The organism is Azospirillum sp. UENF 112521, from assembly GCF_058780665.1.
On record NZ_JBSNCI010000002.1, the window covers coordinates 1,107,367 to 1,124,240 of the forward strand.

Consider the following 16,874-nt stretch of genomic DNA (forward strand, 5'->3'; position numbering starts at 1 on the left):
CCCGCCCGTGGTCAGGAACCGAGCAGATCCAGCACCGCCGGCAGGCAGCGGCTGCGGGACGAGCACTCTTCGCAACGGCCCGCCATCGGACGCGGGTCCGGACAATGCCGGTCCCGCAACGCCTCCAGCCCCTGGAACAGGATGCGCTTCTTCGAGTCCGAAATCACGTCGGTGGCCCGGATCGTTTCGATGGCATCCCGCATCGGGTCGGTAGCGTCTATGAGCATCATAGTATGCCTCCTCCCAGCGAATTTATGCCGCACCCCCGGCCAAGTCCATGAATGCACTGTAATATTAGGGCGGCAAATTGAAACGAGCTGTGGCGCCTTGCAATGGAGTGCACCCTGTTGACGCCGAGGGGCACGGCCGTCAGCATCCTGCCGGTCTGAAGCGGGGCTGGGGTGGACGGGCGGATGGAGCGGACACAGGGCGCGACGCTGGCGCTGTATGGCGCGGCGGCGCTGGCGGAGATCGCCGGCTGCTTCGCCTTCTGGGCGTGGATAAGGCTGGACCGCAGCGCGTGGCTCGTCTTGCCGGGGGTGGCCAGCCTGTGCCTGTTCGCCTGGCTGCTGACGCGGGCCGACGCCGAATTCGCCGGGCGGGCCTATGCCGCCTACGGCGGCGTCTACATCGCGGCGTCGCTGCTGTGGCTGTGGCTGGTCGAGGGTGCGCGGCCCGACCGTTGGGATGCGGCCGGCGCGCTGATCTGTCTGGGCGGAGCGGCGCTTATTCTGGCCGGGCCGCGCGGGGGCTGAGCGCCGACGGGGCCAGCCGGCTGACCCACGGGTGCAGGGCAGGGCCGTTGACCAGCACAAGCCGGCCGTCATCCACCCGCAGATAGGCCCCGACGCGCACCCGGCGGCGCAGGATGTCGTCGTTGAGCATGATCTGCGCATCGGCCAGGGACAGCGGGGTGCCCTGGTAGTATGCACGGCCGTCGGTGTGTCGGATCTGGCTGAATGCGTTGGTCATGACGGAATGCTCCCAATCGTTTTTTCTCGAACCGCGGACCGTTGGCGGACCCGACGGGCCGGCGCCAGCCGACCTGGGGGTCGGTTGTTGCGGCCATTGTCAGGAAAAACGCCTGGGACCTGCGGTTTATTCCTCCATCAGGCACAAAGAGACGGGACTGGCTGAAAAAATGCCGGGACGGTTCCCGGACCGGCGATGCCGGCAACTGGTGTCGGCGAATATCTTGGGGTGTATACCGCCGAAGGTCCAGCACGCCGGACCCAATGCCCCCGAATTGTCGCAGACCACACGCGCGAAAGCTGTAGCGATGCGGCGGATGGTGCGCGTCCGTTTCCGAAACCGCGGCCTGAATTGAACCATGTCAATCGTGCTTCGGCTTCCAACCGTTAGAGTGCGAAAGCATCACGGCGGCGGGGTTGCGGAAATGTCCTGCATTTACGCGTCCGCTTGACGTTGGAAAAGATGCCGGACGGGGTCATAATACCACCGTCGGGTATCCGAATTCGGTCAGCCGGTATCCCGGCGATGTATCACGAGGTCCGTCTTTCGGGCCGGACAGAAGAAACGGATCGCTTCGTGAACCTACAACCGGCGGATCAGATGAACGGTTCCGAGTGCAGCGGGTCCGGCGCGGCGGACGCCGCCGGGATGCCGCGCGATCCGGCCTTCCTGGCCTCGCTGGCCGCCAGCCTGCTCGACGATGGGGGGATGGCGGGCGGAATGGCGGGTGGGATGGCGCTGGTCTATCTGGACCGCGACCGCGTGTGCCGGCATGCCGACCGCCATTTCGCAGCGGCGCTCGACCGTTCGCCGGCGGAGCTGGTCGGCCGCCCGCTCGCCGCCATCGACCATCCCGTGACGGCGGCGCTGGGGGCCGCCATCGCCGCCCTGGGTCAATCGCCGGCCCACGGCTCGGCCCCGGTCGATTGCCCGACGCTTGGCTGCGATGGCCGCCGCTCGATTCTCAGCGGCAGCGTGACCGCCCATCGCGACGGCGCCGGGACGATTCTCGGCTATCTCGGCACCTTTCACCAGACCGGCGATCCCGACCGCATCGCCCAGTTCGTGACCTGCCGCGACAGCTTCGTCGCCACCCTGCTGGACGCGGCGGTGGACGGCATCATCGTGTCCGACCGCAGCGGCACCATCCGCTCGATCAACCGCGCCTGCTGCCGCCTGTTCGGCTATGAGGACAGCGAGCTGGTCGGGCGCAGTATGACAATCCTGATGCCGCCGCCCTTCTCCCGCGACCACGCCCGCTATGTCGACACCTATATGCGGACCGAGCGGGCCAAGATCATCGGCATCGGCCGCGACACGCTGGGCCAGCGCAAGGACGGCACGGTGTTCCCCATCCATCTCAGCGTCGGCGAGGCGCGGATGGGCGACGACGTCACCTTCGTCGGCATCATCCGCGACATTTCCGACCGTCTGGCGGCGGAGCAGCGCGCCTCCTACCTTGCGCGGCACGACCCGCTGACCGGCGTTCTGACCCGCACCGCCTTCCTGGAGGAATGCGAGGCGCTGTTCGCCGGCCACCGCGCCGGCGGGCCGGAGGGCGGCAGCGCGGATGGCGGCGCAAATGGCGGGCTGTTCGCGCTGTTCGCGCTGGACGTCGACCAGTTCAGCGACGTGAACGAAGCCTTCGGCTTCCATGTCGGCGATGCCGCGCTGAAGGCGATGGTCAGCCGGGTGACCGAGGTGCTGCCACCCAACACCATCATCTGCCGCATCGCCGCCGACGAATTCGCAGCGCTGTCACGGGTGGCCGATGCCGATCAGGCGCGCACGCTGGCCGGGGTGCTGCATGACCGGCTGACCGCATCGATCTACGCCGACCGCCATTGGGTGCGGCTGCGGCTGTCGGTCGGCGCCGCGGTGCAGGACGACACGGTCGGCACGCTGGAGGACCTGAACGCCAAGGCCAAGCTCGCTTTGCAGGCGGTGCAGCACAATGGCGGCAACGCCATCTGCTTCTACACGCCGGAAATGGCGGCGGCGGCGACGCGCCGGATGATGCTGACCATGCATCTGACCCACGCCATCGAACGCAACGAACTGCGCCTCGTCTACCAGCCCATCGTCGACAGGGCCGGCCGGGTCCGCTCGGCGGAGGCGCTGCTGCGCTGGGACCATCACGCACTGGGTCCGGTGTCGCCGGGGGAGTTCATCCCGGTCGCCGAGGAAAGCGGCCTGATCGTGCCGATCACCGACTGGGTGCTGTCCACCGCCATCGCCCAGATGACGGCCTGGGAGGCGGAGGGCGTGCTGCCCGACCGCGTCTTCCTCAACATCTCCGGCCAGCAGTTCCTGCGCGGCAACCTGACCCTGCGCCTGGAGGAGTTGCTGGGCGAGCATCCGTCGCTGCGCAGCCATCTCGGGCTGGAGATCACCGAGCAGGCGGCGGTGCGCGACCTGAAGGTGGCGGTGCGGACGCTGGGCGAGTTGGCCGCTCTCGGCATCCAGGCGGCCATCGACGATTTCGGCTCCGGCTATTCCTCGCTCAGCTATGTGCAGCAGCTGCCGGTGGCGAAGCTGAAGATCGACCGCGCCTTCGTCATCGACGTGCCGGAGAACCCGAAGAGCAACGCGCTGGTCCGGGCCGCCGTCGGCATGGCGCACGGCCTTGGCCTGACCACCGTGGCGGAAGGGGTGGAGACGGCGGAACAGCGCGATTTCCTGGTGTCGGTCGGCTGCGACCTGATGCAGGGCTACCTGTTTGGCCGCCCGATGGCGCCCGAGGCGCTGGCCGACATGGTGCGCACGCAGGCCGCGCCGGCCATCGCCTGATCTCCCGGTCCGGTGCCGGGGCGATCCGTTGGGACGATCAAGCACTGAGCGATCCGGGCGAGGGGACGGTCACCCGCCCCTCACAGCTTTTCCGTCGGCTCCCATCCCTCCGGCGCCATCCGGAACCCGGCGAACTCGAAGGCCGGCGCCACGGTGCAGCTGACAAGCGACCAGCCCTCCGGCCCGTCGGCCAGACTGCGCGCCGCCTGCCAGGCTCCCACCGGCACCACCGCCTGCGGCCGCTCGCCGCCGGCGATGTCCATCCCCAGCCGGTGGCGTTCGACCGTTCCGCCCTCCTGATGAACCGACAGCTCCAGTGGCGCCCCGCCGTGCCAGAGCCAGATCTCCACGGCATCGACGGTGTGCCAGTGCGACCGCTGCCCGGCCTTCAGCAGGAAATAGATCGCCGTCACCGCCCCGCGCCCGCCGTCGCCCGGCGCACGGTAGGTCTCGGCGTAGAAGCCCCCCTCCGGATGCGGCTGCAACTCCAGCATTTCGATCAGCCGCTCGGCGGACAAGGCGTGTTCAGGCATTGTCGGTATCGCTCACAGGGATGGTCAGGTCGAAGGACACCCGCGTGTCCTCATAGATCGCCGCCAGCGGCAGCGTCACCTCCAGCGCCGGGATTGCCAGCAGGCCGTCGCGCCCGGACAGCAGCTCATGCGTCCAGCCGTCGCCGGCCCGGCGGAAGCTCTCGACCACCGCCACGCGCTGATGGATCAGCACATAGTGGGTCAGCGAGGGCAGGGTGCGGTAGGCGGCGCTTTTGGTGGTGTGGTCGTAGCTGGAGGTGCTGTCGGACAGAACCTCGACGATCAGGATCGGTTCGCGGGCCAGCCGATCGCGGTCGTCCAGCTTGGCGCAGGTGACGAAGACATCCGGATAGAACACCGACTCGTCGGCCCGGATGCGCATCGTCTCCTGGAACACCCGGCAGGGCGACCCGCGCAGCTCGCCGCGCAGGGCGGCATAGACGTTGCCGGCGATCTGGTTGTGGGCGACCGTGCCGCCGACCATGGCGACGATCTCGCCCTGGAGGAACTCGTGGCGGCCGTCCTGCCGCTCCTCCCAGGCGAGAAACTCGTCAAGCGTCATCCGGCGCTCTTTGCGCAGGGCCATGGCCGCCCTCCCGGTCGGTGAAAGGTCGCCCCGTCTTTCTACACCGACCGCGTCCGCGCCGCCATGCCCAGCCCCTCGCGCAGCTCCGGCAGCAGCATCGCCCCCAGCATGGCGATCACCGGCAGCACCGCATAGTCGCCCTGCGCCGCCGCGTCGATCAGCTCGCGCGCGCTGTGCAGCTCGATCCGCATGTCCTCCAGATCGCCCTGATCGGGTTCCGCCACCTTGCGGGCGCCCTTGGCGTGGAACATGTGGCAGGTGCTGCCCTTCGAGTTCGCCCCGACGACGAAGCCGCCCAGCGCCGTCCAGTCGTCGGCGGCATAGCCGGTTTCCTCCAGCAGCTCGCGTTTGGCGGCGGCCAGCGGATCCTCGCCGGGCTCGATGGCGCCGGCGGGGAAGGTCAGGCTGACGCGGCGCGGCCCGTGCTTGTAGGTGCGCAGCATCACGACCTTGCCGTCCTCGGTCTCCACATACATCAGGGCGAAGTCGGGCTGGTCGAGCTGGTAGAAATTATCCACTGTCCGCCCGTCCGGCAGCCGCACCGTCTCCGCCCGCACCTTCAGGTACGGGCTGGCGTCCAGCAGCTCACGGCTGCCGAGCACGTCCCAAGGCTTCTGTTCGCCCTGCTTCTGTTCGTCCTGCTTCCGGTCGTCGCTCATGCGGCGCTCCCGTAGGGCGGCTGGGTGTGGCCGGCGGGGGAGAGGGTGAAGATCTCGCAGCCGTCCTCGGTGATGCCGATCTGGTGCTCGAACTGCGCCGACAGCGAGCGGTCGCGGGTGACCGTGGTCCAGCCGTCGGACAGGATCTTCACCTCGGGACGGCCGGCGTTGATCATCGGCTCGACCGTGAAGACCATGCCGGGGCGCAGCTCCACGCCGGTGCCGGGCTTGCCGAAATGATCGACGTGCGGGGCGCCGTGGAACTCCCGCCCGATGCCGTGACCGCCGAAATCGCGCACGACCGAGCAGCGCGCCGCCTCCGCCATCGTCTGGATGGCATGGCCGATGTCGCCCAGATGATTGCCGGGCTTGGCCTGGGCGATGCCGGCCATCATGCAGCGGTAGGTCAGATCGACCAGCTTGCGCGCCTTCACGCCGACCTTCTCACCGACGAAATACATGCGGCTGCTGTCGCCGTACCAGCCGTCCAGGATCACGGTGACGTCGATGTTGACGATGTCGCCCTCGACCAGCTTCTTGTCGTCGCTGGGGATGCCGTGGTTGACGACATGGTTGGGCGAGATGCAGCTGCAGGCCGGATAGCCCTGGTAGCCCAGCGTCGCCGGGATGCCGCCACGGTCGCGCTGGAACTCCTCGATCAGCGTGTCGAGTCTCCCCGTGCTGACGCCCGGCACCACGAAGGGCGCGATGTAGTCCAGCGTCTCGGCCGCCAGCCGGCAGGCCTTGCGCAGCGCCGCGAACTCTTCCGGACCGTGCAGAACGATCCGCCGTCCATCCTTGTCCATCAAACCGTCATCCGTCACGTAAATCCTCTGACCAACCTTCGGCCGCTGCGACCATCCGCAGGCAGCGCAACAAGCTATCACGCCACCCGTCTGAAAAAAGCCCCTGCATTCCACCCCTGCAATCGTAGGATTCGGCGGAATGGCTTGCTATATGTGGCGGGCCCTATCCCCATTGGACTACCAGACCTTTGGCGAAGCCCACCACCCGATATGTCTGCCAGGCTTGCGGCGCCTCCTTCCCCAAATGGGCGGGCAAGTGCGACGCCTGCGGCGAATGGAACAGCCTCGTTGAGGAGGCCGCGCCCGACAGCGCGCCCAAGGGGCTGGGCGCGGCCCGCGGCCGCCGCATCGACTTCGTCGGGCTGCACGGCTCCAGCGAGGCGCCGCCCCGGCGCATGACCGGCATCGCCGAGTTCGACCGCGTCTGTGGCGGCGGGCTGGTCCCCGGCTCGGCCATCCTGATCGGCGGCGATCCCGGCATCGGCAAATCGACCCTGCTGCTCCAGGCGATGGCCCGGCTGTCGCAGGACCACCGCTGCGCCTATGTCTCGGGCGAGGAGGCGGTCGATCAGGTCCGTCTGCGCGCCCAGCGGCTGGGCTGCGCCACCGCCCCCGTCGATCTGGCCTCGGCCACCAGCGTGCGCGACATCGTCGCCTCGCTCGACGACGCCAAGGGTCCGGAGGTGATCGTCATCGATTCGATCCAGACCATGTACATGGACAATCTGGACAGCGCCCCCGGCACCGTCGCCCAGGTCCGCGCCAGCGCGCAGGAGCTGATCCGCGTCGCCAAGCGGCGCGGCGTCGTCCTGCTGCTGGTCGGCCATGTGACGAAGGAAGGCATGATCGCCGGTCCCCGCGTGCTGGAGCACATGGTGGACACGGTGCTCTATTTTGAAGGCGAGCGCGGCCACCAGTTCCGCATCCTGCGCGCGGTGAAGAACCGCTTCGGCCCGACCGACGAGATCGGCGTGTTCGAGATGGGCGACGCCGGGCTGGGCGAGGTCGCCAACCCGTCCGCCCTGTTCCTGGCCGAACGCCGCGGCGACGTGTCGGGGGCCGCCGTCTTCGCCGGGATGGAGGGCACCCGCCCCGTGCTGGTCGAGGTGCAGGCGCTGGTCGCCCCGTCGCCGCTCGGCACGCCGCGCCGCGCCGTGGTCGGCTGGGATTCGGCCCGCCTCGCTATGGTGCTGGCGGTGCTGGAGGCGCGCTGCGGCGTGCAGATCGGCGCCAACGACGTCTATCTGAGCGTGGCGGGCGGCCTGCGCATCACCGAACCGGCGGCCGATCTGGCGGTCGCCGCGGCGCTGGTGTCGTCGCTGACCGGGGAGCCGGTGCCGGCCGACACGGTGGTGTTCGGCGAACTCGGCCTGTCGGGCGAGGTCCGCGCCGTGAGCCAGACCGACACGCGGCTGAAGGAGGCGGCGAAGCTCGGCTTCTCCTCCGCCATCTTCCCGGCGCGGCGCGCCGGCAAGAAGGGCAGCCGCGGCGACAACGGCCTCAAGACCGTCGAACTCCAGCAGCTGGGCGAGCTGATGCCGCTGTTCCAGCCGCAGGGCTCCTCCGGCCGGCCGCCGTCCCGGCGCGGCCATGACGACAACGACACGCGCCGCTCGCGTGACGACGAATACATCTGACCGCAATTCCGCCTTCACTCGGCACATTCACCAATCGGCACCTCATCAATCCCTACAGGCAATCGGCACAGGGTCATGGACACTCTTCCCGTCAATCCGGTGGACATCGTCGTCTTCGCCGTGCTGCTCCTGGCTGCACTGCTCGCCTTCAGCCGCGGCCTCGTCGCCGAACTGGTGTCGGTCGCCGCCTGGGCCGGTGCGGCCATCGTCACGCTCTACGCGCTGCCCCATGTCCTGCCCTATGCGCAGATCTACATCCGCTTCGAGATGCTGGCCTACGCCGCCTCGGCGGTGGGCGTCTTCATCGTCGCGCTGATCGTGCTGTCGCTGCTGGGCCGCAGCCTGTCGCGCGGGGTGCAGGCCTCCGCCCTGTCGGCGCTGGACCGCACGCTGGGCTTCGCCTTCGGTCTGGTGAAGGGGGGGATTCTCGTTTCCATCGCCTACCTGTTCTTCCTGTGGCTGGTGCCGAACCAGGCCGAACAGCCGGTCTGGCTCCAGCAGGCGAAGACCCGGCCCTTCCTGGCGATGGGGGCGGAAACGCTCTACGCCTTCGTGCCGGAGAATTTGCGCAAGGAAGGTCTCGGCCAGATGGACATGGCGCGCGACCGTGCGCGTCAGGCGATGGAGGCCAAGCAGGCGCTCGACCGCCTGTCGACGCCGGTGCCCAGCCCCGCGAAGACCGGGGGTGCGCAGGCGCCCGATACCGGTTATAAGGACCGCGATCGCGCCGATCTTGAAAGGCTGATGCAGAACAACGCCCGCTGAGCTTGACCGCTCGGTTTTGGCGCGATTGACGTTTGTGGGACCGTGGTTTTTTCCGTTGCATGTGCTGACGCGCGCCGACGGCGCCTCTTGGACGAAGGACTTCTGGTGATGCTGACGACGCATCCGTTCGACGACGACAAGCTGCGCGAAGAGTGCGGCGTGTTCGGCATCTACGGCAACCCGCAGGCGGGCGCCATCACGGCGCTGGGCCTGCATGCCCTGCAGCACCGCGGGCAGGAGGCGGCGGGCATCGTCAGCTTCGACGGCGGCCGGTTCCACCTCCAGCACACGCTGGGCCTGGTCGGCGACCATTTCAGCTCCGAGGCGATCATCGCCAAGCTGAAGGGCGGCAGCGCCATCGGCCATGTGCGATACGCCACCACCGGCGACACCTCGATCCGCAACGTCCAGCCGCTCTACGCCGATTTCGAGTTCGGCGGCTTCGCGCTGGCGCACAACGGCAATCTGACCAACGCCCAGGTGCTGCGCCGCCAGCTGGTCCGCCGCGGCTGCCTGTTCCAGTCCTCGACCGACACCGAGGTCATCGTCCACCTGATGGCGACCGCCCGCGGCGGCTCGCCGGTCGACCGGCTGATCGAGGCGGTGCGGCAGGTCGAGGGCGCCTTCTCCCTGGTGGCGCTGTCCTCCAAGGAGGTCATCGGCGTGCGTGACGCGCTCGGCGTCCGTCCGCTGGTGCTGGGCAAGCTCGGCGACACCTACATCCTGGCCAGCGAGACCTGCGCCTTCGACATCGTCGGCGCCGACTATGTCCGCGACGTCGAGCCGGGCGAGATGATCGTCATCGACGACAGCGGCGTCCACAGCCTGCGCCCGTTCCAGCCGCAGCAGCGCCGCCTGTGCATCTTCGAATACATCTACTTCGCCCGCCCCGACAGCGTGATGGAGGGCACCTCCGTCTATGAGGCGCGCCAGCGCATCGGCCGCGAGCTGGCCCGCGAGGCCGGCGTGCCCGCCGACGTGATCGTGCCGGTGCCGGACAGCGGCGTGCCCGCGGCGCTGGGCTATGCCCAGGAAGCCGGCGTGCCCTTCGACCTCGGCATCATCCGCAACCATTATGTCGGCCGCACCTTCATCGAGCCGACCGACCAGATCCGCCATCTCGGCGTGAAGCTGAAGCACAACGCCAACCGCGCGATGATCGAGGGCAAGCGCGTCGTGCTCGTGGACGACAGCATCGTCCGCGGCACCACGTCGAAGAAGATCGTCGAGATGGTGCGCGCCGCCGGGGCCAAGGAGGTGCATATGCGCATCTCCAGCCCGCCGACCTCGCACCCCTGCTTCTACGGCATCGACACGCCGGAGCAGAGCAAGCTGCTGGCCCACCGCATGACGGTGGAACAGATGCGCGAGTTCATCCAGGCCGACAGCCTCGCCTTCATCTCGCTCGACGGCCTCTACCGCGCGATGGGCGACGAGAAGCGCGACCCGGCCAAGCTCGGCTACTGCGACGCCTGCTTCACCGGCGATTACCCGATCCCGCTGACCGACGCGCTGGACCAGCCGCCGGTCGAGTCGAACGTCCCGGTTCGCGCCTGACCTCGAAAAACCCTCTCCCATCCCAGGAGAGGGTTTTTCATATGTGAACGAACAATAATCCCAGGAAACGAGTCGTCCCCATGTCCCGTCTCTCCGGCCGCATCGCCCTCGTCACCGGCGCCTCGCGCGGCATCGGCGCCGCCGTCGCCAAGCGTTTCGCCGCCGAAGGCGCCCATCTGGTCCTGGTCGCCCGCACGGTCGGCGGGCTGGAGGAGACCGACGACGCCATCCAGAAGCTCTCCGGCCAGTCGGCGACGCTGGTGCCGATGGACCTGCGCGACTACGACAAGATCGACCAGCTCGGCCATGCGCTCTACCAGCGCTTCGGCAAGCTGGACGTGGTCGTCGGCAATGCCGGCGCGCTGGAGGCGCTGGGTCCGGTCGCCCAGTACGATCCGAAGCTGTGGTCGCGGGTGATGGACCTGAACGTGACGGCGAATTATCGGCTGATCCGTTCGATGGATCCGCTGCTGCGCGCGTCGGGCACCGGCCGCGCCATCTTCGTGACGTCGGCCGCCGCCAAGGCGCCGCACCATTACTGGATGCCTTACGGCGCCAGCAAGGCGGCGCTGGAGATGATCGTGAAGACCTATGCGATGGAGGTCGCCGGCTCGACCCTGCGCGTCAACCTGCTCGACCCCGGCGTGGTGGCGAGCAAGCTGCGCACCCAGGCCTTCCCCGGCGAGGACCCGACCAAGGTCGCCCAGCCCGACGACGTGACCGAGCGTTTCGTGGAATTGGCCGAGGCCGGGTGCGAGCGCCACGGGGAGTTGGTTCAGGCGCAATAGCGACTGCCTAAATCCCCTCTCCCCCCCGGGGAGAGGGTCGGGGTGAGGGGGAAGCACCTGCCGAATGTCTTCGGCTCCGCCGAACCCCCTCATCCTAACCTTCTCCCCGCTTTCGGCGGACCTATGGTCCGCCTGTCGCGTCAGCGCAAACGAAGTTTGCGCGTGAGCAGGGGGAGAAGGGATCTCCGAGAAATCAGCGCATCAATCCCCGCAGCCGGTACAGCTCCTCCAGTGCCTGCCGCGGCGTCAGGCTGTCCGGATCGATCCCCGCCAGCGCCACCTCCACCGCCGACGGCCCCGCCGGAGTAACCTCCACCACCTCAGCCCTCGGCGCCGGCCGCTTCAGCGCCGCGCTGAACAGCGGCAGATCCTCGGCCAGCCGGTGGATCGTCGCGTTCTGGTCGCCCGATTCCAGCAGCTTCAGCACCTCGTCGGCCCGCCCGACCACCGCCGGCGGCAGCCCGGCCAGCTTGGCGACGTGGATGCCATAGCTGCGGTCCGCCGCCCCCGCCGTCACCTCGTGCAGGAACACCACGTCGCCCTGCCATTCCTTGATGCGCATGGTGTGGCAGGACAGCGCCGGCAGCTTCGACGCCAGCATGGTCAACTCGTGATAGTGCGTCGCGAACAGCGCCCGGCAGCGGTTCACGTCGTGCAGATGTTCCACACAGGCCCAGGCGATCGACAGCCCGTCGAAGGTCGCCGTCCCGCGCCCGATCTCGTCGAGGATCACCAGCGCCCGCGTGCCCGACTGGTTCAGGATCGCCGCCGTCTCCACCATCTCCACCATGAAGGTGGAGCGCCCGCGCGCCAGATCGTCGGCGGCACCCACGCGGCTGTAGAGCCGGTCGACCACCCCGATATGGGCCTGCTCCGCCGGGACGAAGCCGCCCATCTGCGCCAGGATCGCGATCAGCGCGTTCTGCCGCAGGAAGGTCGATTTACCGGCCATGTTCGGACCGGTCAGCAGCCACAGCCGGTTGTCCGGCGCCAGGTCGCAATCGTTCGCCACGAACGGCCCGCCATGGGCGGCGTCCAGCACCGCCTCCACCACCGGATGCCGCCCGCCCTTGATCGAAAAGGCGAGGCTGTCGTCCACCTGCGGCCGGCTGTAGCGCCGCTCCTCCGCCAGTTCGGCCAGCGAGGTGGCGACGTCCAGCGCCGCCAGCGCATGGGCGGCTTGCGCGATGGCGTCGGCCTTGCCGGCGACCACCTCGACCAGCCCGGCGAACAGCTCCAGCTCCACCGCCAGCGCCCGGTCGGCGGCCTCCGAAATGCGGCGCTCCAGGTCCGACAGCTCCACCGTGCCGAAGCGCACGGCGTTCGCCATGGTCTGGCGGTGCATGAACACTTCGCGCCCCTTATCCGACATCAGCTTGTCGGCATGGGCAGCGGTGACCTCGATGTGATAGCCCAGCACGTTGTTGTGCTTGACCTTCAGCGACGGCACCCCGGCGATCTCGGCGTATTTCGTCTGCAAGCCGGCGATCAGCCGCCGGCTCTCGTCGCGCAGCGTCACCAGCTCGTCCAGCGCATAGCTGTAGTCGCGGGCGATGAAGCCGCCGTCGCGGGCCAGCAGCGGCAGCTCCGGCGCCAGCGCCTGGGTCAGCTGGTCGACCAGTTCCGAATGCGCGCCCAGCCGCTTGTCCAGCGCCGCCAGACCGTCCGGCAGCGGCATGGATCCTGCCAGCAGTTCCCTGATCAGCCCGGCCTGCCGCAGCCCGTCGCGGATCGCCGCCAGATCGCGCGGGCCCCCCCGGCCCAGCGTCAGCCGCGACAGAGCGCGCTCCAGATCGGGACAGCTCCGCAAGGCGCCGCGCAGCTCGCCGCGCAGCCGCTCGCCCGTAAGCGCGAATTCCACCATGTCGAGCCGGCGGCCGATTGCGGCGGGATCGGTCAGCGGCGAGGTCAGATGGGCGCAGAGCAGCCGCGCCCCGGCTCCGGTCACCGTACGGTCGATGGTGGCGAGCAGGCTGCCGCGCCGCTCCCCGCTCAACGTCCGCGTCAGTTCCAGGTTGCGCGCGGTGGAAGCGTCGATCTCCATCACCGCACCCGGCCCCAGCCGGCGCGGCGGCGACAGCCGGGGCACGCGCCCCTTCTGCGTCAGCTCGACATAGCCGACCAACGCACCGGCCGCCGCGACCTCCGCCCGCGTGAAGGTGCCGAAGGCGTCCAGCGTGCCGACGCCATACTGGTTCAGCAGCCGCTGCCTGCCGTTCTCACTGTCGAAACGCGGGGTGGGCTGGATGGTCAGCCGCGACTTCCATTCGCCCCACAGCTCGAACAGCTCCGGCGTTCTGGCTCAGCTTTTCCGAGACCAGCACCTCCTGCGGGTCGAGCCGCCCCAGCGCCGCGCCAAGTCCTGTGCGCTCCACCGGCTGCACCACCAGCTCGCCGGTCGACATCTCCAGCCAGGCCAGACCCAGCCCGCCGGCCGTCTCCGCCACCGCCGCCAGCCAGTTGGAGGAGCGGGCGTCGAGCAGGCTGTCCTCGGTCAGGGTGCCGGGGGTGACGATGCGGATGACGCCGCGCTTCACCACCGATTTGCCCCCGCGCTTCTTCGCCTCGGCCGGGTCTTCCATCTGCTCGCAGATGGCGACGCGGAAGCCCTGGCGGATCAGGCGCTGCAGGTAATTCTCGTGGGAATGCACCGGCACGCCGCACATCGGGATGTCCTCGCCCAGATGCTGGCCGCGCTTGGTCAATGCGATGTCCAGCGCCGCCGCGGCATTGACCGCATCCCCGAAGAACATCTCGTAGAAGTCGCCCATCCGGTAGAACAGCAGGCAATCGGGATGCGCCTGCTTGATCTCCAGATACTGCGCCATCATCGGGGTGGCGTCGGGCGGGATGACGATTTCTGCGATGTCGGACACGGGAACCACGGAGCCTTGGATGGGTGTTGTTTCGGATGCGCACCCTATCACGGGATATGCAGCCGCGGGATAGGCCGGATAGCCGAGCCTGGGACAATGGCATGTGGGACAATGGGACGCGCACGAACGACTCGGGTTCCCGTCCCTGTCGCGGTTGACGGGCGCTTGGAACCGGTCGCTACAATAGGGAAAGCTGAAAAATAGGGAGACGGCCATCATGACGCAATCGACCGGGCAGACCGTGCCCGCCGCCATCTCTTCCGCCACCTCTGCCGAGGTGCGGGAGGTCGTTGCCCTCTTCGCCACCCGCGCCGCGTTCGACCGCGCGGTGGAGGCCCTGCTGGCGGCGGATTTCGACCGCGCCGACCTGTCGGTGCTGGCCAGCCACACCTCGCTGGAGGCCGCCGATCCGAAATACCGGCCGCGCGACGAGGCGCTGACCGGTCTGGTGGGTGAGCTGAAATACGCCTTCCCCCTGACCACCGCCGGCCTGATCGCCATCGTCGGCGGCCCCATCGAGGCGGCGCTGGCGGCGCTGGTCGCGGCCGGCGTCGGCGGCGTGGCGATCAAGGATTATCTGGACGAGCTGACCAGCCATCCCAAGCCCGACGAGTTCTCCCGCGCGCTGGAGGCCGGCGGCATCATCCTGTGGGTGCGGGTGGAGACGGCGGAGCGCGAGGCCCAGGCTTCCGCCCTGCTGGATCGCGAGGGCGGCGGCAACGTGCATGTGAGCGTCCGCGACGCGTAACGGAAACGGCAGGGTCGGGCAGGGGATAAGGAGGCTGCGTCAGGCAGGCGGCGTCAGGCGGTCAGGTTCATCACGGCGCCGCGCTTGGCATCCTGCCCGGTCAGCTTCCGCTTCAGCTCCTCGGCGATTTCCTTCTCGACCGCCTCCCGCTTCTCCGACGGCATCGATTTGAGGTCGTCCTCGGTCATCTTGTGCCGGGCGAGCCAGTCGTCGCGGATCCGCTCGGCCGGCGTCTTCTTCGACTCCGTCAGGAAGGCGTTGACCGCGTCGGTGTCGGTGGTCGGTCCGGCACTGCTGCCCCAGCCCTTGCGGACGGCCGCCGTCTGCGACTGGGTGTGGAGCGCGCTCGAATAGCCGCTGTAGCCGTTGACTTGCATCGCGGTGGTCCCGCTGTCGGTTGCGCCGCCGCCGGACAGCACCTGCCGGCAGTGCGGTGCGCGATGCAATTTCAACGCCGAACGGGAAGTCTTTCCGTTCCAGGGGCTTGAGGCGCCCGCCAGGGCGGCGGAGCCTGCCGCCGGGCAAGGTTTGCCGGCCAGTTCCTGCCGGCTCCGGCCTGCGCGGACCCTTCACCTCACGCCGCGGCGGCCTGCCGGCGCTTCGGGGCGTCGACCATCCGCAGCCCGTGTGCCCGGTACTGCGCCTGGACGATGGACGCCCATCCCATGCGGATCAGCGTCAGCTTCACCCCGTCCGACAGGTCGTCGCCGGTGACGAGGTCGGTCACCTGCCACATCAGCGTGTCGTCCACCGAGCGCGGGAACATCGCCGCCACCCGCAGCAGCCGCGCCATCAGCGCCGCCACCGTCTGCCGTCCCAGCCCGCGTTCGGCCAGCGCCAGCGCGTCGTTCAGCGCCGCCAGCTCCCGCCGTCCCTTCAGCGACGTCTCCTTCGCCGATGTCTCCGCCGCGCGTCCCGTGCTCGTCCGGCCGGTCATGGCCCGTCTCCCGCATTACGCTCCACACGGGACCAGTTTGACGACGCGATGGCGGTGCCGCTGTGACGGCGGTCACAACCGGCGGCATCAGCGGCGCCGGTGGCGCTTTTTTCAGTGCGGGCGTTCGTGCCCGCCGATCCGGCGCCGAGGGTCGGGAACGCGGTCGCTTCCCCACACTCCTGACGCCGGGGCCGCACCCGTCGGCGTTTCGGTGGCATTTTCCGGAAACTGGCGGCAGTCCGCACCGCCAGCCCGAGGGGCGGCATCGAGTGAAATCCGGATCAATCCCCTGATCGGGCCCCTGATCGGGCCCCTGATCTGGATTCCCTCGTCCCATCACTTCAATCGGCGCGAGGACTCCCGATTTCGCCGGCCGCGAACGGATTATTTGTCCACGCCGAAATCGAAGTAGCTGTCCATGGCGCCGGCAGCGAACCCGACCGCGCGGACTTGGCTGTTGTAGAAGATCATCGCGTATTCGCCCTCGTTCAGGGGAGCGTTCACCGCCACCGCGTAGAGGATGGAGCCTTTCGGGGCCTTCGATTGATCCGGCATCTTCTCGACCGAGGTCGGAACGACGCGGTCCTTGTTCACGCCGGTCGAGTAGCTCATATAGCCGCCGCCGACGATGACCTCGCGGGTTCCGTTGTCGCGCACGGCGAAATTGGCCAGCGTGAAGTAGCTCTCGGGCTGGGCATTGCTGGGAACGGCGATCACGAACATCGGCTGCTTGCCGGTCAGGCGCAGCGTCGCGCGAACACCTCTCAGCACCGCATATTGTCCGACACCACCAAAACCCAAGGCCCGCACGGCCGTCCGCAACTGCGGCGTGAGGTACTGCATCGATTTTTGCTGGCCGTTGTCGATCAGGATGACTTCTTCGGGGTTGACGGTGTTCCTTAACTTGATGGCGGAGAAATTGATTTTCACCGGCGCTTGCGCGGCCGGGGTGGAATCGAGCGTGGTGTTGGCACGATTCTGATTGCAGGCCGAAAGGCCAACGACGAGAGCCAAGGAAAGCAGGGAGTTCTGCAAAAATTTCAGAGACATGCCATTCATCTTCCAATGACTCCGCGAAGTTGAGGAAAAGCGTCAGAACTGGAAAATCGATACGTAAATTGCGGGAACCTTCTCGTACGCAGCGAATTTTCTTACTAAAAAAGGGGGTATTGGTCCAGTGAAATCCTCCTCTAAAGCGATAGGCACCGTTAGGCGACAGC

At 68.3% G+C, this 16,874-nt stretch carries 16 protein-coding genes and 1 pseudogene; 7 read left to right on the forward strand and 10 right to left on the reverse strand.

The features are described from left to right. Positions 1–11: 11 nt before the first annotated feature. On the reverse strand, positions 12–230 hold the full coding sequence (locus ACWPN8_RS07550) for a hypothetical protein (protein ID WP_146208075.1): 219 nt from the start codon (positions 228–230) through the stop codon (positions 12–14). Positions 231–413: 183 nt separating this feature from the next. On the opposite strand from ACWPN8_RS07550, the gene ACWPN8_RS07555 reads away from it, so the two are divergent. Continuing rightward, positions 414–755, forward strand: a complete 342-nt coding sequence (locus ACWPN8_RS07555) for a YnfA family protein (RefSeq protein ID WP_109449445.1) — start codon at positions 414–416, stop codon at positions 753–755. Here ACWPN8_RS07555 and ACWPN8_RS07560 read toward each other — a convergent pair. Beyond that, entirely contained in the window at positions 727–972 is a 246-nt protein-coding gene (locus ACWPN8_RS07560; RefSeq protein WP_109449442.1) for a hypothetical protein, read from the reverse strand. The genes ACWPN8_RS07555 and ACWPN8_RS07560 overlap by 29 nt on opposite strands. A gap of 600 nt (positions 973–1,572) precedes the next feature. Between ACWPN8_RS07560 and ACWPN8_RS07565 the strand changes: the two genes are divergently transcribed. Further along, positions 1,573–3,762, forward strand: coding sequence for a putative bifunctional diguanylate cyclase/phosphodiesterase (locus ACWPN8_RS07565; RefSeq protein WP_492240380.1), 2,190 nt, complete (start codon positions 1,573–1,575; stop codon positions 3,760–3,762). Between the two features lie 80 nt (positions 3,763–3,842). On the opposite strand, the gene ACWPN8_RS07570 is transcribed toward ACWPN8_RS07565, so the two are convergent. From ACWPN8_RS07570 to map, 4 genes are read right to left on the reverse strand one after another with little or no spacing between them, the layout of a single operon-like run. Continuing rightward, positions 3,843–4,295 carry a cupin domain-containing protein gene (locus ACWPN8_RS07570; protein ID WP_492240381.1) on the reverse strand — a complete coding sequence of 151 codons (453 nt, stop codon included), beginning with the start codon at positions 4,293–4,295 and terminating at the stop codon, positions 3,843–3,845. Beyond that, positions 4,288–4,881, reverse strand: coding sequence for a Uma2 family endonuclease (locus ACWPN8_RS07575; RefSeq protein WP_492240382.1), 594 nt, complete (start codon positions 4,879–4,881; stop codon positions 4,288–4,290). Before ACWPN8_RS07575 ends, ACWPN8_RS07570 begins: the two co-directional genes overlap by 8 nt. Before the next feature lie 38 nt (positions 4,882–4,919). Beyond that, the gene (locus ACWPN8_RS07580; RefSeq protein WP_109449434.1) at positions 4,920–5,540 is read right to left on the reverse strand and encodes an NUDIX hydrolase; all 621 of its coding nucleotides are present in this window, start codon (positions 5,538–5,540) and stop codon (positions 4,920–4,922) included. Beyond that, positions 5,537–6,346, reverse strand: coding sequence for a type I methionyl aminopeptidase (map, locus tag ACWPN8_RS07585; protein ID WP_109449432.1), 810 nt, complete (start codon positions 6,344–6,346; stop codon positions 5,537–5,539). Before map ends, ACWPN8_RS07580 begins: the two co-directional genes overlap by 4 nt. Positions 6,347–6,534: 188 nt before the next feature. Here map and radA point away from each other — a divergent pair, with 188 nt between their 5' ends. The 4 genes from radA to ACWPN8_RS07605 all read left to right on the forward strand — a co-directional run bounded on the left by radA (position 6,535) and on the right by ACWPN8_RS07605 (position 11,093). Next, positions 6,535–7,983 (forward strand): DNA repair protein RadA, encoded by a 1,449-nt coding sequence (gene radA / locus ACWPN8_RS07590; RefSeq protein ID WP_109449430.1) that lies wholly within the window; start codon positions 6,535–6,537, stop codon positions 7,981–7,983. 75 nt (positions 7,984–8,058) lie between these two features. After that, positions 8,059–8,748, forward strand: a complete 690-nt coding sequence (locus ACWPN8_RS07595; protein ID WP_109449428.1) for a CvpA family protein — start codon at positions 8,059–8,061, stop codon at positions 8,746–8,748. Between the two features lie 108 nt (positions 8,749–8,856). After that, positions 8,857–10,305 carry an amidophosphoribosyltransferase gene (gene purF, locus ACWPN8_RS07600; protein ID WP_199237667.1) on the forward strand — a complete coding sequence of 483 codons (1,449 nt, stop codon included), beginning with the start codon at positions 8,857–8,859 and terminating at the stop codon, positions 10,303–10,305. Positions 10,306–10,385: 80 nt separating this feature from the next. Continuing rightward, positions 10,386–11,093 (forward strand): SDR family NAD(P)-dependent oxidoreductase, encoded by a 708-nt coding sequence (locus ACWPN8_RS07605; RefSeq protein ID WP_109449424.1) that lies wholly within the window; start codon positions 10,386–10,388, stop codon positions 11,091–11,093. A gap of 193 nt (positions 11,094–11,286) precedes the next feature. Here the strand turns inward: ACWPN8_RS07605 and mutS are convergent. Continuing rightward, positions 11,287–13,924 (reverse strand): annotated as a pseudogene (gene mutS, locus ACWPN8_RS07610) (DNA mismatch repair protein MutS). Positions 13,925–14,186: 262 nt separating this feature from the next. On the opposite strand from mutS, the gene ACWPN8_RS07615 reads away from it, so the two are divergent. Beyond that, positions 14,187–14,717: a hypothetical protein gene (locus ACWPN8_RS07615; protein ID WP_492240384.1), complete on the forward strand. Its 531-nt coding sequence runs from the start codon at positions 14,187–14,189 to the stop codon at positions 14,715–14,717. A 53-nt stretch (positions 14,718–14,770) separates the two neighbouring features. Here the strand turns inward: ACWPN8_RS07615 and ACWPN8_RS07620 are convergent, their stop codons facing one another. From ACWPN8_RS07620 to ACWPN8_RS07630, 3 genes are all read right to left on the reverse strand, one after another. Further along, positions 14,771–15,094 (reverse strand): hypothetical protein, encoded by a 324-nt coding sequence (locus ACWPN8_RS07620; protein ID WP_492240386.1) that lies wholly within the window; start codon positions 15,092–15,094, stop codon positions 14,771–14,773. A gap of 197 nt (positions 15,095–15,291) precedes the next feature. Next, on the reverse strand, positions 15,292–15,654 hold the full coding sequence (locus ACWPN8_RS07625; protein WP_098740047.1) for a hypothetical protein: 363 nt from the start codon (positions 15,652–15,654) through the stop codon (positions 15,292–15,294). Positions 15,655–16,038: 384 nt separating this feature from the next. Beyond that, entirely contained in the window at positions 16,039–16,713 is a 675-nt protein-coding gene (locus tag ACWPN8_RS07630; RefSeq protein ID WP_492240388.1) for a hypothetical protein, read from the reverse strand. Between the last annotated feature and the right edge of the window lie 161 nt (positions 16,714–16,874).

Bases quoted from the DNA above. Each gene is read 5' to 3' on its own strand.
- ACWPN8_RS07570 (WP_492240381.1), bottom strand. From the start codon at position 4,295: ATGCCTGAACACGCCTTGTCCGCCGAGCGGCTGATCGAAATGCTGGAG.
- ACWPN8_RS07615 (WP_492240384.1), top strand. From the start codon at position 14,187: ATGACGCAATCGACCGGGCAGACCGTGCCCGCCGCCATCTCTTCCGCC.
- ACWPN8_RS07560 (WP_109449442.1), bottom strand. From the start codon at position 972: ATGACCAACGCATTCAGCCAGATCCGACACACCGACGGCCGTGCATAC.
- ACWPN8_RS07630 (WP_492240388.1), bottom strand. From the start codon at position 16,713: ATGAATGGCATGTCTCTGAAATTTTTGCAGAACTCCCTGCTTTCCTTG.
- purF (WP_199237667.1), top strand. From the start codon at position 8,857: ATGCTGACGACGCATCCGTTCGACGACGACAAGCTGCGCGAAGAGTGC.
- ACWPN8_RS07575 (WP_492240382.1), bottom strand. From the start codon at position 4,881: ATGGCCCTGCGCAAAGAGCGCCGGATGACGCTTGACGAGTTTCTCGCC.
- ACWPN8_RS07565 (WP_492240380.1), top strand. From the start codon at position 1,573: ATGAACGGTTCCGAGTGCAGCGGGTCCGGCGCGGCGGACGCCGCCGGG.
- ACWPN8_RS07595 (WP_109449428.1), top strand. From the start codon at position 8,059: ATGGACACTCTTCCCGTCAATCCGGTGGACATCGTCGTCTTCGCCGTG.
- ACWPN8_RS07580 (WP_109449434.1), bottom strand. From the start codon at position 5,540: ATGAGCGACGACCGGAAGCAGGACGAACAGAAGCAGGGCGAACAGAAG.
- map (WP_109449432.1), bottom strand. From the start codon at position 6,346: ATGGACAAGGATGGACGGCGGATCGTTCTGCACGGTCCGGAAGAGTTC.
- ACWPN8_RS07555 (WP_109449445.1), top strand. From the start codon at position 414: ATGGAGCGGACACAGGGCGCGACGCTGGCGCTGTATGGCGCGGCGGCG.
- ACWPN8_RS07625 (WP_098740047.1), bottom strand. From the start codon at position 15,654: ATGACCGGCCGGACGAGCACGGGACGCGCGGCGGAGACATCGGCGAAG.
- ACWPN8_RS07605 (WP_109449424.1), top strand. From the start codon at position 10,386: ATGTCCCGTCTCTCCGGCCGCATCGCCCTCGTCACCGGCGCCTCGCGC.
- ACWPN8_RS07550 (WP_146208075.1), bottom strand. From the start codon at position 230: ATGATGCTCATAGACGCTACCGACCCGATGCGGGATGCCATCGAAACG.
- ACWPN8_RS07620 (WP_492240386.1), bottom strand. From the start codon at position 15,094: ATGCAAGTCAACGGCTACAGCGGCTATTCGAGCGCGCTCCACACCCAG.